A 14,683-nucleotide genomic window follows, 5' to 3' on the forward strand; every position below is an offset into this window, starting at 1 on the left:
ACTCTGAGGCTTTCATCAGGTGATGCCTGAACTGTGTGAGGATATCGCCACCCAACCGGAGTCCAGCCGCTCGCCCACGCTGTGGTTCCAGCGCCTCCAGACGTCGTGGTCGGTTTCCTGCCCGGGATTTGGGCCAACGCGGGCGAACTGTTGCCAAAGGCGCAACTCATTTATGCCGCAGTGATCGGGTTAGAACAGTTGCGATTGACCACCGGGCCCGAGATGGGGCCACCCTTGCGCGACCTGGTGGAACGTTTGATCAAGTGATGGGACGCGTGGACGAGTGATGGAAGACGAAAGCAGGATCTGGCAGCAGGGGATCGGCATCGCTCTGGGGCTGGCAGTTCTGGCGCTGGTCAGCGGCTACCTTGGTTTCCTGCATCCTATGGGAGATTCGCTGTCGGTCGGGCGCGGGATCGCGGCGGCGGCGGTTCTGATCCTGGCGGTCTTCGCCAGTTTTGCAGGCCTGCGGATGGCGGCGTTCGTCTCGATGCTGCTCGCGCTTCTGACGGGCGCGCAGGTGCTGCTTGCCTATTCCTGGCCAGGGGTGCCGGGGCGTTACACGCTCTATCAGAAGAACATGCTGTACCGGAATGCCGAGCTGGCGCTTCTGGAGGCGGACATCCGGGACGCCTCTGCGCAGATCCTGGCTCTGCAAGAGGTGTCCACCGCCAACGAGGCGCTGCTGACAAGCCTGAAGGACCTCTACCCCACGCAGCATCTTTGCCCCGGCGGAACAGTCGGCGGGCCAGCCATTCTGACCGATCTTGAGCCGGTACCAGGAACGGCCTTTTGCGGGCCGAACCTTGCCGCGTTGCAGGTCGTGTCGGGTGCGGAACGGTTCTGGATCGTTTCGCTGCACCTGAACTGGCCCTGGCCCTACAACCAGGCCGACCACGTCGACCTCTTGCTGCCGATCCTGGACCGGCTGGAGGGGCCGGTGGTGATGGCGGGCGATTTCAACATGGTTCGCTGGGCGAACTCGGTCACCCGGCTGGCCGACATCGTCGGCGCGCGACCGGCGGGACCGACCTTCGGCAGCTTCATCGGGCTGTCGCGCCTGTTCCCGCTGCCGATCGACCACGTCTTCGCGCCACAGGGTGGCAAGGTCTCGGCCCGTCCCGCGGCGGGGTCGGATCACCTGGGCTTGCTGGCGCAGGTCGAGCTTTAGAAGCCGCTCGATCGACGAAGCGCTGTGATCCTGCAGATTCTTCCAGGTTCAGTGGCGGCGCTGGCTCCGTTCTGCGGGCCGCTTCTTGTTGGCTGAGTCCAGCCGTCCCCGTTTTGGCCGAGGGCTGGCGCGTCCTTGATGAGGCCGGGATCCGGGCGGCGCTGGTGGCGCGGGTGCTGCAGTACGAGGACGGATCGACGCAGAATTTCTTCCAGGACGGCCGGACCTTGCACGAAGCCGGGTCTGGGGCGGCCTGGGGGAGTGGGTGGAGGGGAGCCGGTGCTGCTCTATCTGGCCGCCATCGGATGTCGCCGCCTGCTACGTCGTCGAGGGGCAGGGGTTGGACGTGCGGTTCACCGGCGCGGGAGGCGAGGTCACAGTGGGGAGGTACGTGGACTTGTAGTGTCCACGGTGGACAAATCCTGATGGGTCTTTCATTCCAATGGCTTGGCTGCGGACGTTAGGCCTTTCTTAACACATTCTCTTCGACTGTTCAGGCCCCGCGGTCAATCTCACGCTGGGCCCACAGAAAGCCCACAAATGCACCCTTCACGAGGCGGAGCACGACCAAGGTCAGTGCCCCTACGATGGCCGTGACCACAAGGGCAAGGGTCAGGGGGTCGGCGCGAAATGCCACGAAGCCGAACCCGAGAACAGGAATGAGCAGGAGCCCAATGATGCTCATTGTGATGAAGGCCGGTGCATCCGCTGCACGATAAAGTCCGAGCGGTTCTTCACATGAGGAACACTTCTGAACAACAGTCAGGTAGCCATCAAACAGCTTACCTTCACCGCAATGCGGGCAGCGAGCAAGTAAGCCGCGGCGCATCGCTTCCTTGTTCGAGCGCGGAGACAGGTCGGAGGGTTCATCAGACATGTTCAGGACGTAGGAAATGAAAAGCGCGCCTTCAACGGACATGGACAGGTCGCCGTCCGCGCTCAGCGCTCCTCCGCTGAAGGTGTTCGCAAGTCGAAGTAACGGCAGCTTGCGCCTTGTCCGCTGGTAACCGCTTCTCAAGGAACATCTTGTGCAAACGGGGGTTTGCCGGACCGCTTTTCGATGACTGCGTCCCTCATCGCTGGCAGCTCTGCGACGAGAAGCCGAAGGCGCAAAAGGAGCGCCTGCGTCGCACAAACCTCGTCAGTCACCACATTACCCCATCAGCCGCTCGTCGAACGGATACCGCGTCAGCGTCTCGCATCCGTCCTCCGTGATCAGCACCTGATCCTCCAGCTTGATCGAGAAATTCCCACCCTCGGGTGAGACCAGCGCCTCGACACAGAGGACCATCCCCGGCTCCAGGGCCGCGTCGAAGGCGCCGGGCATCCAGCCGTCGGGGTAGTGGACATAGGGCCATTCGTCGCAAAGCCCGACGCCGTGCATCTTGCAGGAATACTTCTGCTTCCAGTACTCCGGAGCCAGCTGGTGGCCCTGCATCACCAGTTCCTCGATGGTCACGCCGGGTTTCAGGCGGGACTTGTGGTCGGCGATGTGGTCCAGCGCATGGTGAAAGGCGCTGACCATCGCGTTCGAGGGCCGGGCGTCGCCCACCCACCAGGTCCGGGAGATGTCGATGCAGAACCCGTAAGCCCCGATCAGGTCGGTGTCGAAGGCGACGATCTCGTTGTTCTGCACGATCCGCGGCCCGCATTCCAGGAACCACGGGTTCGTCCTGGGCCCCGACGCCAGAAGCCGCGTCTCGATCCATTCCCCGCCGCGCCGGATGTTGGCCGCGTGAAGTTCCGCCCAGATCGCATCCTCCGAGACCTTGCCCCCCGGCACCTCGCGGCGGGTGAACGCCTCCATCTCGGCAATCCCCGCTTCGCAGGCCACATGCGCACAGCGCATCGCCAGGATCTCGTCCGGCGTCTTCACCGCACGGACCCGTTCGGTCACTTCCTCGCCTTCCTCGACCACGAACCCGGCCGCCTCCAGCGCCCGCAGTCCGTGGATCATAATCTTGTCCACCGCCAGCCGCCGGTTCGTCCCGGCATGTTCGCGCATCACCTCGTCGACCTGCGCCGCGAACCCCTGCGCCGCCTGCTGCCCCCGGTCTCCGGTCGAGTTGTAAAAGAACGTCGCTCCCGAGCGCAGCTCCTTCACCAGGGGGTTGAACGTCACGAGGAAAGGGGAGTTCTTGTACTCCCACATCACCATATGCCCGTCGGCGCACAAAAGGCAGGCGCGGAACGGGTTGTGCGTGTTCCAGAGCTGCATGTTGGTGGTGTCGGTCGCATAGCGGATGTTCAGGGGGTCGAACATCAGAAGACCGCCATAGTCCCGCGCGACCAGCCCGGCGGTCAGCTTCCGCCACCGCGCCTCGCGCATCCGCGCCAGGTTCGGCAACTCCAGCCCCGCCGCCGCCCATTCCCCGAAGGCCAATTGGGTGGGCCCGATCTCGACCCGGTCATTGTCGTTCGCCGTCCCGTCCCCCAGCGCGGCGCCGCGCGTGGGGTCGATCTTCCGGCGGTCGCGCTGATAGTCCATGTGGCCTCCCCGTTTGGCAGCAGAGTGCCCGGCTTGGCAGAGGCCCGCCTATGCCAGCCGCGACGCCTTTGGTCGCAAACGTGTTGGTTGCAGCCGCTGGGGCTCCGTGCTTCAAGCGGTGCATGTCGCACGCGCTGCAAGATGCGCCGATCCTGCAGGACCGGCTTCCGCTTCACCCCTGGGCCAGTCCGGCAACCCGGCGCCTGCCCGGTATCCAGCCCGTGCAGGGCCGCGACTGGTTGCGGGTGGACGAGGCCTATGCCGGACAGATGGCCCTGCGCGATCGTCTCATCGCCGGGCAGCCCCAGGTGGTCCACGGCCTTCTGCCAGCCGCCCGCCCTGCGGCGGATGAGCTTTACGCAACCGTCCTCGACTGGCTGCGCGACGAGCCCGGCTTTACCATCACCGCGACCGATCTCACCCGCCCCGACGGCGTGACCGTGCTGCTGGACCCTGCCCATCCGCTGATGACCCTTGGCCGACTGGTCCAGCAGGACCTTTGCCTGATGGAAGACAACGGCAGGGAATACGACCTGACCGGCGCGATCCTCTGCTTCCCGGCCTCCTGGACCCTGGCGCAGAAGCTGGGCCGCCCGATGACCGGCATCCACAAGCCGGTCGAGATCTATGACGAGGCCCTCGCCGCCCGGGTCCATCGCCTGCTGACGGCGATCCGGCCGGAACAGCCCCTGTGGCGGATGAACTTCTTCACCTACGACAGCTTCCACCTGCACCACCCGCGGGTCGAGGGCGACTGGCGCCGCCAGCCCACCGGCCGGTCCTATGTCCGCTGCGAACGCCAGACCCTTTTGCGCTTGCCGCAGACCGGGGCGGTGCTTTTCGCCATCCATACCATCGTGGTCGACGCCGCCCAGATCGCGCCCGAGGATTACGCGGCGCTGCGCGAGGCGATGCATTGACCCGCTGCCTGCTGGTCTTCGCGCATCCCCTGGGGGACAGCCTCAACGCGCGTCTTGCCGCGACGGTGGAGCAAAAGGCGCGTGCGCAAGGCTGGGACGTCACCCGCCGCGACCTTTATGCGCAAGACTTCGACCCGCGTCTGACCCCAGGGGAACGCCAGGGCTACTATGCGAAGTTGCCCGCCACGCTTGGCGAGGAAAAGCACGAGCTGAGCCGGGCCCAGGTCCTGATCCTGATCTTCCCGACCTGGTGGTTCGGCTTCCCCGCAATCCTGAAGGGCTGGTTCGACCGGGTCTGGACGCCCGGGACCGCCTTCGATCATTCCCCCGGCTTCGGCCCGATGCTGCCGCGCCTTGATGCGCTGCAGGACGTGCTGGCCGTGACCACGATGGGGGCACCTCCTTGGATCGACTGGCTGGTCCTGCGCCGTCCGCTGCGCCGCATCCTGCGCCTTGCCATCCTGAAGCCCTGCGCGCCGAAAGCCCGGCTGACCTGGCGGGTGCTGCATTCCGCCGAAGCGGTGGCCGAGCCGCGCATCGCCGCCCTCGAAGCCCGCCTGACCGCCGACCTTGCCCGCCTGAATCGGAGACTGACATGCCCGGACTGATCCGCCGCACCCTGCTGATTGGCGGGGCCGCCGCTGTTGCCGCCGGGGGTGTCGCCCTATGGCGGCGTGGCCAAAGGGCGACCGAGATCGCCTATGGTAGTGACCCGCGCCAGGTGATGGACGTGACCCTGCCCGCCGGCAGTGGCCCGCATCCGGTCCTGCTGATGGTCCACGGTGGTGCATTCAAGATCGGCGACAAGTCCGAACTGACGATCTGGCCCGAACTGACCCAGGCCGGGATCGCTGTCGTGCGGATCAACTACCGCCTGTCCGGCACCGCGAAATGGCCGGCCCAGGGCGAGGATTGCCTTGCCGCCGTGGTCCATCTGCAACGCGAGGGGATGACGCTGGGCCTTGATCCCGCGCGGCTGGTGCTGCTCGGCCAGTCTGCGGGGGCCTTCCTGGCCGTCTCCACGGCACTCAGCCTCGTCGAGGTCGGGCTTCGCCCGCGCGGTGTGGTCAGCCTTTTCGGCCCGATGGACTTCTCGACGATGGACCAGGACATGGCGACGCTGGGGCGAACCCCGGCGATGGGGGCGACCGATCCGGCCGACAGCGCCGAAAGTCAGCTTCTGGGCTATGCCGTCGGCGAAAACCGCGCCGCCGCGTGGTCGATGGGACCGGTCGGGCGGCTGTCCCGGCTGAAAGAGCCGCTGCCGCCGATCCTGATCCGGCATGGCGATGCCGATCCGCTGATCGCCGACCTGCAGGCCAAACGCCTGCGCGAGGCCTGGATCGCCGCCGACCCGCAGGCCGAGGTCGACTACAAGCTTGTCCCCGGCGCCGGCCACGGTGGCGACGCCTTCGAGACCGATCCGGTCAAGGCCGAGGTCCTGGCCTTCCTGCAAAAGACGCTGGCCTGACGGCCCCGCTTTCGCCAGGCCCTTTCACCTGGCACCAAATATCCCCGCCGGAGGCTTTTGGAGCGGGCTTGCGTTCTTCACGCAAGGCCGCGACGGAAAAGGCTGGCGCGGTACGCGCTCCATCTGAAAACCGACCGTCTCAGTTTCAGTCGTCGGTTCCGATCTGCCGCAGGTCCCGGCCCGTGATCCATAGCCACAGCGCACGGCCAAACCCGTAGGGCAGCGCAACGAGGGTCGTGCCCCAGCCAAGCAGATAGCCCGAAACCTGGATGGCACCCTCGGCCACGGGGCCGGGAGGGGCAGGGGGCCGATCCGGGTCCGGCGCCGAACCTGTCTCCGGCCCCGCCGCGATGTCGTCACGGATCGAGGCGAGCGGATCATCGTCGGGTTGCAGGATACGCGGTTCGGGCAACACGACGGGGGGCACCTCGCCCTTGGCCGGCGGCAGGGGCTCCGGCTCGGCGGGGGCCGTCGCTGCCCTGTCCCACAGATGCGGCCGGATCTCGGCGACCAGCGCATTGCCCCGCAGCACGTCGCGGTCGGCCGTGGCGCTGGCATGCGACAGGACGGCCGCCAGGTTCTGCACCCAGGCCGCGACCCGCAGGTGCGAGGGCACGAAACGCGCGGCGCGCCCCAGTTTCTCCGCAGGAATGCGCCCGGCTCCATCGCGGACGCGCTCGGCGCGAAGCCGCAGGCTGCGGGCACCCCAGGCATGCAGCGGGGTCACGACTTCGCGCGACAGATGCAGGCTTGCCCGGCCCAGGGCGCGCAGGTCGAACGGCGGACGCTGCCCGCCGGAAGTCCAGATTTCCGGTCGGTCCAGGGCTGGCTTCTTTTGCAACGGGGTCTTGGCCATCAGTCTTCCGCAGCTGGTTTCAACCGCAGGTTAGCCGTCCGCACCCTGCTTTCCAAGACGTTAATGTCCCTAGTGCTAAGTCCGGAATATCAATGCCTTATCCGGATTGTCCCGCGCGGGCGCCAGCGAAAAAGGGCGCCCGAAGGCGCCCTCCTGATCCCGGAAGGTAGGGTGGGCCGTCGGCCCACCGCCCCCTTCAGCAGGAGTAGTACATCTGGTACTCGACCGGGTGCGGGGTGTGCTCGTAGGCGTAGACCTCTTCCCACTTCAGCGCCATGTAGGCTTCCAGCTGGTCGCGGTCGAACACGTCGCCCGCCAGCAGGAAGTCCATGTCCTTCTCCAGCTCTTCCAGAGCCTCCCGCAGCGAACCGCAGACGGTCGGGATTTCAGCCAGTTCTTCCGGCGGAAGATCATAGAGGTCCTTGTCCGAAGCCGGACCTGGATCGATCTTGTTCTTGATGCCGTCAAGGCCGGCCATCAAAAGCGCCGCGAAAGCGAGGTAGGGGTTCGCCGACGGATCGGGGAAACGGGCCTCGACGCGCTTGGCCTTCGGCGATTCCGTCCACGGGATCCGAACGCAGCCCGACCGGTTGCGGGCCGAATACGCGCGCAGAACCGGGGCCTCGAAGCCCGGGATCAGGCGCTTGTAGCTGTTCGTGCCGGGGTTCGTCAGGGCGTTCAGAGCTTTGGCGTGCTTCAGGATGCCGCCGATGAAATACAGGGCCTCCTGGCTCAGGTCGGCATACTTGTCGCCCGCGAAGAGCGGCTTGCCGCCCTTCCAGATCGACATGTTGACGTGCATCCCCGAGCCGTTGTCGCCCTTCATGGGCTTCGGCATGAAGGTCACGGTCTTGCCGTAGGCGTGCGCCACGTTGTGGATCACGTACTTGTACTTCTGGATGTTGTCGGCCTGTTCGACCAGACCGCCAAAGATCATCCCAAGTTCATGCTGGCAGGTCGCGACCTCGTGGTGGTGCTTGTCGACCTTGATGCCCATCCGCTTCATCGTGGACAGCATCTCGCCCCGGATGTCCTGGGCTTCGTCGATCGGGTTGACCGGGAAGTAGCCGCCCTTGTGGCCCGCGCGGTGGCCGTAGTTGCCGCCCTCGGTCACGGTGTCGGTGTTCCAGGCAGCCGCCTCGGCGTCGATCTCGTAGGACACCTTGCGGGGGGTCACCGAGTAGCGGACGTCGTCGAACAGGAAGAACTCGGCTTCCGGCCCGAAGTAGGCCTGATCGCCGATCCCGGAGGACTTGAGGTACGCTTCAGCCTTCAGCGCGATCTGGCGCGGGCAGCGGGCATAGGCCTCGTTGGTGTCCGGCTCGACCACGTTGCAATGCACGCACATGGTCTTTTCGGCGTAGAAGGGGTCGATGTAGACCGAAGCCGGATCGGGGATCAGCTTCATGTCGGACTGGTCGATCGACTTCCAGCCCGCGATCGACGAGCCGTCGAACATGAAGCCTTCCTCGAAGAAATCCTCGTCGACCAGGTCGGCCACCAGCGTCACGTGCTGGAGCTTGCCCTTCGGGTCGGTGAAGCGGATGTCGACGTATTCGACCTCCTCGTCCTTCATCAGTTTCAGAGCAGTGGCAACGGCGCTCATCTGACTGCCTTTCGTTATGGGGTTGATGGGTTAGGCGGTTAGGCCCGTTCAGACAGCATCGTCGCCGGTTTCGCCGGTGCGGATGCGGATGGCTTGTTCCACGGGGGTGACGAAGATCTTGCCGTCGCCGATCTTGTCGGTCCGCGCGGCGGCGATGATCGCCTGGACGGCAGTGTCGACCATGTCGTCGGTCAGCACGACCTCGATCTTCACCTTGGGAAGGAAGTCGACGACATATTCGGCGCCACGGTAAAGTTCCGTGTGGCCCTTCTGGCGGCCGAAGCCCTTGACCTCGGTGACCGACAGGCCCTGGATCCCGGCTTCCTGAAGCGCCTCTTTGACTTCATCCAGCTTGAACGGCTTGATGATCGCTTCGACTTTCTTCATGGGCCGACTCCCCCCGGTTCCGTCTTTGCCCCTCACACCACTTCCCCGCGGGGGGGACAATGTGACAGGGTTTCCTTGTGGCTTGTGGCCGGGGGATTCCTCGCATGATGCCTAAAATTTATGCAGTGCGCCTAAGAGGTGGGCAGTTTGAAAACTGAGGTGGTTGAAGAATGACCGAACTTCTGACCGCCGCGCAGATGCGGGCCATCGAACAGGCGGCGATTGCCTCGGGTGAGGTCACCGGCCTGGAGCTGATGGAGCGCGCCGGGCGGGGCGTGGTCAAGGCGATCTTCGAGGAATGGCCCGAACTGCAGGCGACCTCGCACCGGGCGGTGGTCCTGTGCGGGCCGGGCAACAACGGCGGCGACGGTTTTGTCGTGGCACGGTTGTTGAAGGAGTGGGGCTGGGAGGTGGAGGTTTTCCTCTACGGCGACCCAGAGCGGATGCCGCCGGACGCGCGGGTGAATTATGAGCGGTGGCGGGGGATGGGGGAGGTAAAGCGACTCGGCCGGAACATGTCAGCCTACAGCGACAAACCCGATCTAGTAGTTGACGCACTATTCGGCACCGGTCTTTCCCGGCCTGTCACGGGGATTGGCCTTGCGCTTCTTGAAATGCACGAAGACCGCCGGTCGTTATGGACCAACACCAAATGGGGCATCGCTCATGTTGCCATTGATCTGCCAAGCGGGCTTTGCAGCGACAGCGGACGTCCGCTGAAGGCAGAGGATTTCCGGGGGATTGGCGAGAGCGTGGCAGCAGCGCCCACAGGTGCCGCCGATATGACTGTCACCTTTCACTCAATGAAGCTTGGACATGTACTGGACCTGGGGCCTGCCCTGTGTGGCAAAGTGCGCGTCTGCGACATCGGATTGAGCGAAGCGGTTGGAGCAGTGCAGCTCGTTCAGCCTTTGGTGCGTGATCTGGGCAAACACCTGGATCATAAATACTCACACGGCCACGCCCTTATCCTTTCCGGCCCCTCCGGTCGCGGCGGGGCGGCGCGGCTGTCGGCGCGGGGGGCGCTTCGGATCGGGGCGGGGGTGGTGACGGTGGGGTGTCCTCCTGAGGCCATCCAAGAGAACGCCGCGCGGCTGGATGCGGTGATGCTGCGGGGGGTGGCGGATGGGGAGGCTCTGGCCGGGGTGCTGGAGGACGGGCGGATCAATGCGCTGTGCGTGGGGCCGGGGATGGGTCTGGATGCGCGGGGCAGGGAGCTGGTGGTGGTGGCGTTAGAGAGTCGGGGTGAACCCCGACCTACGGGCTCTGTAGGTCGGGGTTCACCCCGACTCTCTGTTGTCCTCGACGCCGACGCCCTGACGCTCCTCTCCCAAAACCCCGACCTCTTCGCCGCCCTTCACGAGGGATGCGTCCTGACCCCTCATGCCGGCGAATTCGCCCGCCTCTTCCCCGACATCGCCGAAAAGCTGGCCGCGCCAGCCACCAAAGGCCCCGCCTATTCCAAGGTCGACGCCACGCGCGAGGCGGCGAAGCGCGCGGGCTGCGTGGTCCTGTATAAAGGCCCCGACACGGTGATCGCGGACCCCACGGGGCGCTGCGCCATCAATTCCGCCCACTACGACCGCGCGGCACCCTGGCTCGCGACCGCGGGGTCCGGCGATGTGTTGGCCGGGTTCATCACCGGTCTTCTGGCGCGGGGGTTCAGCCCCTTCGACGCCGCCTGCACCGGGGCTTGGCTGCATGTGGAATGTGCGCTGTCCTTCGGCCCCGGCTTGATTGCCGAGGACCTGCCCGAGGAGCTGCCGAAGGTGTTCCGGGCGCTTGGCCTGTAGGGTGGGCGATTCGCCCACCTTCCGATCAAACTGCGCGGTCGATCTTGGTCGACAGGTGGATCAGGCTTTCCGACGCCCGCACTCCGGTCATGGCTCCGATCTGGTCCAGCACCGAATCGAGCACCTGGGTGTTGGGGCAGGCGACCTGCACCAGGAAATCGAAGCGGCCGGAGGTGGTGAAAACCCGCTCGATCTCGGCAATTGTCCGCAAACGGGCCAGAACGGCCGCCTGCGAACGGGGTTCGATGGTCAAAAGGACCGAGGCCCTAAGCCGCCCCTCCCGCGCCGCTTCGCCCAGTTTCAGCGTGTAGCCGGCGATCACGCCCGAGGTCTCAAGCCGCTCCAGCCGGGCCTGGATGGTGGACCTCGCGACCTTCAACCGGCGCGATAAGGTGGCAACCGAGACCCGCGCGTCGGCGGAGAGAAGCCCAATGATGTTGCGATCCAGTTCGTCCATGCAATCTGCCGTCCCTTTTCGTCATTATAACGACGAAACCGCGCATTTATATAGTTTTGTTCGGTGAAGTTGTAACCCATATGCGGCATCCTCGATTGCAGGAAAAGGGCGGTTCATACGCACCTGGCCTGGTTCACTTGAAACCACGCTGGTGCCCGATCCCATAGCTGCACGGGGAAGGGCGAAGCGTCTTGTTGGCAAAGGAAAATCGGCCGATGGGACTCTCCAAGACAATCTGGTCCAACCCCACTGACTATCTGAAGAAAGAGCAGCCGGAAAATCCGGTGCTGTTCTTCGCGCCCTCGGCAGCCCAGGCGGCAGCGCGGCGGTTCATCGACGGCTTTCCAGGCCTCGTGACCTATGCCGTGAAGTCGAACCCCGGCGAAGCGATGGTGGAAAACCTCGCGGCGGCCGGTGTGCGCGGCTTTGACTGCGCCTCGCCGTTCGAGATCGACCTGATCCGCCGCTTGGCCCCCGATGCGGCGATCCACTACAACAACCCGGTCCGCGCGCGGCACGAAATCTCCTATGCTGTCGCAAAGGGTGTGAAGTCCTACAGCGTGGATTCGAAGTCCGAGCTGGCCAAGCTGATCGAGATGGTTCCGGTGCACGCAACCGAGATCAGCGTCCGCTTCAAGCTGCCGGTGGCCGGGGCCGCCTACAACTTTGGCGCCAAGTTCGGCGCGACGGTGGAACTGGCGACCGAACTCCTCCGCGATGTGGCGGCGGCGGGTTACATCCCGTCGATCACCTTCCACCCCGGCACGCAATGCACCGACCCCCACGCCTGGGAGGCCTATATCCGCGAGGCGGCGAACATCGCCAAGGCGGCGGGCGTCAAGATCGCGCGGTTGAACGTCGGCGGGGGCTTCCCGAACCACCGGCTGCAGGCCGTGGTCCCGCAGATCGAGGACACGTTCCAGCTGATCGACCGGGTCACGACCGAAGCTTTCGGAGCAGACCGCCCCGCGCTGATCTGTGAACCCGGCCGTGCGCTTTGCGGCGACGCCTTCGCCTTGGCCGCGCGCGTCAAGGCGCTGCGCGACGGAAGCCACGTCTTCCTGAACGACGGCGTCTACGGTTCCTTGACCGAACTGCCGATGATCGGCGTGATCGACCGGATCGAGGTGCTCACGCCCCAGGGCGAAAAGCGCAAGGGCGACGCGCTGCCGCGCATCGTCTTCGGCCCGACCTGCGATTCGGTCGACCGGCTGCCGGGCGAGATCCCGCTGCCGTCCGACCTGGCCGAAGGTGATTTCGTCATCTGGCAGGGGATGGGGTCGTACTCGACCGTCACCAACACCCGCTTCAACGGGTTTGGCGAGCTGCAGATGGCAACGGTCCTCAGCCTGAAGCTCTGACTGTCTGATCTTCTTGTGCAATTGAAGCGCCCGGCTGGACAAATCCTGCCGGGCGCTTAGCGTTTGGGGTGAGGGAACCTTAACCCCCGCCGGGCGATGATGTGGGGAACCTGCATTCCCGAACCAGGGAGACCCGCCACGCGCCTGTTTGATCGCCTTCGCAGTTTCTTCCGCCGCACGGTCGAGCCCGAGGTGGAACCCGCGCCAGCGCCGGGCCGCGTGCGCGGGGTCGTAGATCACGTCATCATTCTGGATGGCACGATGTCCAGCCTGGAGCCGGGGCAGGAGGGGAACGCGGGACTGCTGTTCCAGCTTTTAAAAGAGATGGGCCACCACGCCAACCGCCGCCTTTACTACGAGCCGGGGATGCAGTGGGAGGGGTGGCTGCGCGGGCTGGCAATCCTGGAGGGCCGGGGCACCGCGCCGCAGATTCAGCGGGCCTATGGCTGGCTCGCCTCGGGCTACCGCGAGGGGGACCGGATCTTTCTCTTCGGCTATTCGCGGGGGGCCTATGCGGTGCGCTCGCTGGCCGGAGTGATCGACAAGGTGGGGCTTTTGCGCCGGGAACATGCCACCGAGCGGGCCGTGCGGCTGGCCTGGCGGCACTATGAAAGGGCGGCGGACAGTCAGTCCGTGCAAGTGTTCACGCGCCGGTTCTGCCACCCGGAGGCTCCGATCGAGATGGTGGGGGTCTGGGACACGGTGAAGGCGCTGGGTCTGCGGTTACCACTGTTCTGGATGTTCGCGCCGGACCGGCATGGGTTTCACAACCACCATCTGGGTACCTCGATCCGGCACGGCTATCACGCGCTGGCGCTGAACGAGACGCGCGAGGCCTTTGCACCGGTGTTGTGGGACTGCCCTCCCGGGTGGGAGGGCAATGTGGAGCAGGTCTGGTTCCGCGGCGCGCATGGCGATGTGGGCGGACAGATCGGCGACTTTGCCGCGGCGCGGGGACTGGCGAACATCCCGCTGGTCTGGATGCTGGAGCGGTCCGAGGCGCTGGGTCTGGCGCTGCCCGAAGGCTGGCGCGCGCGGTTTCCCTGCGATCCGGCGGCGCCGATGGTGGGGACTTGGAAAAGCTGGGGGAAGGCGTTTCTGTGGCGGCGGAAGCGCGTGGTCGGGCAGGACAGGTCGGAACGTCTGCACCCGACGGCCATTGCTGCGGCGGGGAAACGCTGGCCCGCACCGGTTGGAATCGGGCTTCAAGCCGCGCCGCCAGAGCCGTAAGGTCGCGCCACCCGCTGTCCGGAGGCCCCAGATGAGACCCGTCACCGTCGCTGTCACCCAGTTCGCCTGCACCTGGGATCTGCCGGACAATGCGGACCGCGCCGAGGCTCTGGTGCGGGCCGCCGCGGCCCAGGGCGCGCAGGTGGTGCTGATCCAGGAGTTGTTCGCCGCCCCCTACTTCTGCATCGAACAGCATCCGAAGTATTTCGACCTTGCCCAGCCCCTGGAGGGTCACCCGCTGGTCGCCCGCTTTGCCGCGCTGGCGCGCGAACTGGGCGTGGTGATCCCGGTCAGCTTCTTCGAACGTGCGGGACTGGCCTTCTTCAACTCCATCGCGATGGTCGATGCGGATGGGCGGGTGTTGGGGGTCTACCGGAAAAGCCACATCCCGCAGGGGCCGGGGTACGAGGAGAAGTATTACTTCTCGCCCGGCGACACCGGGTTCCGGGTCTGGGACACGGCTTATGGTCGCATCGGCGCCGGCATCTGCTGGGACCAGTGGTTTCCGGAATGCGCCCGGGCGATGGCGCTGATGGGGGCGGAACTGCTGCTTTACCCGACCGCAATCGGGTCAGAGCCACCTGCGCCGGACTATGACAGCCAGCCGCACTGGGAACTGGCGATGCGCGGCCATGCGGCGGCGAACATCCTGCCGGTGATGGCCTCGAACCGGATCGGGCTGGAGGTCGCTCCCGAGGGGCGGGAGGTGACCTTCTATGGGTCGAGCTTCATTTCCGACCCCACCGGGCAACTGGTCGCAAAGGCTGACCGGGAGACGGAAATGGTACTTGTCTACCAGTTCGATCTGGATGCCATCGCGGCGATGCGGGCCAGCTGGGGCCTGTTCCGCGACCGCCGGGTGGACCTTTACGGGGCGGTCCGGACTTTGGACGGTCGCGGCTGATGCGGGCGTCTTGCCGGCTTGCGCAGCGCGTGTTGCGCC

General features: G+C 65.6%; 15 protein-coding genes. 9 read left to right on the forward strand and 6 right to left on the reverse strand.

The window, feature by feature from the left end:
* The first annotated feature begins 105 nt into the window (after nt 1-105).
* Complete coding sequence (locus tag Q0C42_RS14555) at nt 106-267, forward strand: hypothetical protein (RefSeq protein ID WP_295077285.1); 162 nt, start codon at nt 106-108, stop codon at nt 265-267.
* Nucleotides 268-286: 19 nt separating this feature from the next.
* Entirely contained in the window at nt 287-1,171 is an 885-nt protein-coding gene (locus Q0C42_RS14560; RefSeq protein WP_295077287.1) for an endonuclease/exonuclease/phosphatase family protein, read from the forward strand.
* Nucleotides 1,172-1,664: 493 nt separating this feature from the next.
* Here the strand turns inward: Q0C42_RS14560 and Q0C42_RS14565 are convergent, their stop codons facing one another.
* Nucleotides 1,665-2,189 carry a DUF983 domain-containing protein gene (locus Q0C42_RS14565; protein ID WP_295077290.1) on the reverse strand — a complete coding sequence of 175 codons (525 nt, stop codon included), beginning with the start codon at nt 2,187-2,189 and terminating at the stop codon, nt 1,665-1,667.
* A 135-nt stretch (nt 2,190-2,324) separates the two neighbouring features.
* Nucleotides 2,325-3,659, reverse strand: coding sequence for a dimethylsulfonioproprionate lyase DddP (dddP, locus tag Q0C42_RS14570; protein WP_295077291.1), 1,335 nt, complete (start codon nt 3,657-3,659; stop codon nt 2,325-2,327).
* Nucleotides 3,660-3,781: 122 nt separating this feature from the next.
* Between dddP and Q0C42_RS14575 the strand changes: the two genes are divergently transcribed.
* The 3 genes from Q0C42_RS14575 to Q0C42_RS14585 are packed head-to-tail and all read left to right on the forward strand — an operon-like array spanning nt 3,782 to nt 6,050.
* Nucleotides 3,782-4,579: a DUF3445 domain-containing protein gene (locus tag Q0C42_RS14575; protein ID WP_295077292.1), complete on the forward strand. Its 798-nt coding sequence runs from the start codon at nt 3,782-3,784 to the stop codon at nt 4,577-4,579.
* Nucleotides 4,576-5,187 (forward strand): NAD(P)H-dependent oxidoreductase, encoded by a 612-nt coding sequence (locus Q0C42_RS14580; protein WP_295077294.1) that lies wholly within the window; start codon nt 4,576-4,578, stop codon nt 5,185-5,187. The genes Q0C42_RS14575 and Q0C42_RS14580 overlap by 4 nt, the downstream gene beginning before the upstream one ends.
* On the forward strand, nt 5,175-6,050 hold the full coding sequence (locus Q0C42_RS14585) for an alpha/beta hydrolase (RefSeq protein WP_295077297.1): 876 nt from the start codon (nt 5,175-5,177) through the stop codon (nt 6,048-6,050). The genes Q0C42_RS14580 and Q0C42_RS14585 overlap by 13 nt, the downstream gene beginning before the upstream one ends.
* A gap of 145 nt (nt 6,051-6,195) precedes the next feature.
* Here the strand turns inward: Q0C42_RS14585 and Q0C42_RS14590 are convergent, their stop codons facing one another.
* From Q0C42_RS14590 to Q0C42_RS14600, 3 genes are all read right to left on the reverse strand, one after another.
* Complete coding sequence (locus Q0C42_RS14590; RefSeq protein WP_295077299.1) at nt 6,196-6,906, reverse strand: hypothetical protein; 711 nt, start codon at nt 6,904-6,906, stop codon at nt 6,196-6,198.
* A 196-nt stretch (nt 6,907-7,102) separates the two neighbouring features.
* Nucleotides 7,103-8,512, reverse strand: a complete 1,410-nt coding sequence (gene glnA / locus Q0C42_RS14595; RefSeq protein ID WP_295077302.1) for a type I glutamate--ammonia ligase — start codon at nt 8,510-8,512, stop codon at nt 7,103-7,105.
* A gap of 48 nt (nt 8,513-8,560) precedes the next feature.
* A complete protein-coding gene (locus Q0C42_RS14600) occupies nt 8,561-8,899 on the reverse strand; it encodes a P-II family nitrogen regulator (protein WP_103255696.1) in 339 nt (112 codons plus the stop codon).
* A 170-nt stretch (nt 8,900-9,069) separates the two neighbouring features.
* Here Q0C42_RS14600 and Q0C42_RS14605 point away from each other — a divergent pair, with 170 nt between their 5' ends.
* Complete coding sequence (locus tag Q0C42_RS14605) at nt 9,070-10,692, forward strand: NAD(P)H-hydrate dehydratase (protein WP_295077306.1); 1,623 nt, start codon at nt 9,070-9,072, stop codon at nt 10,690-10,692.
* Nucleotides 10,693-10,717: 25 nt separating this feature from the next.
* On the opposite strand, the gene Q0C42_RS14610 is transcribed toward Q0C42_RS14605, so the two are convergent.
* Entirely contained in the window at nt 10,718-11,149 is a 432-nt protein-coding gene (locus tag Q0C42_RS14610) for an Lrp/AsnC family transcriptional regulator (protein ID WP_295077308.1), read from the reverse strand.
* A 215-nt stretch (nt 11,150-11,364) separates the two neighbouring features.
* On the opposite strand from Q0C42_RS14610, the gene Q0C42_RS14615 reads away from it, so the two are divergent.
* From Q0C42_RS14615 to aguB, 3 genes are all read left to right on the forward strand, one after another.
* Complete coding sequence (locus Q0C42_RS14615; RefSeq protein ID WP_295077310.1) at nt 11,365-12,510, forward strand: type III PLP-dependent enzyme; 1,146 nt, start codon at nt 11,365-11,367, stop codon at nt 12,508-12,510.
* A gap of 99 nt (nt 12,511-12,609) precedes the next feature.
* Entirely contained in the window at nt 12,610-13,740 is a 1,131-nt protein-coding gene (locus Q0C42_RS14620) for a DUF2235 domain-containing protein (RefSeq protein ID WP_295077312.1), read from the forward strand.
* 31 nt (nt 13,741-13,771) lie between these two features.
* Entirely contained in the window at nt 13,772-14,644 is an 873-nt protein-coding gene (aguB, locus tag Q0C42_RS14625; RefSeq protein WP_295077315.1) for an N-carbamoylputrescine amidase, read from the forward strand.
* The last annotated feature ends 39 nt before the right edge of the window (nt 14,645-14,683 follow it).

Source organism: Tabrizicola sp., from assembly GCF_022842145.1.
Lineage (GTDB): Bacteria > Pseudomonadota > Alphaproteobacteria > Rhodobacterales > Rhodobacteraceae > Tabrizicola.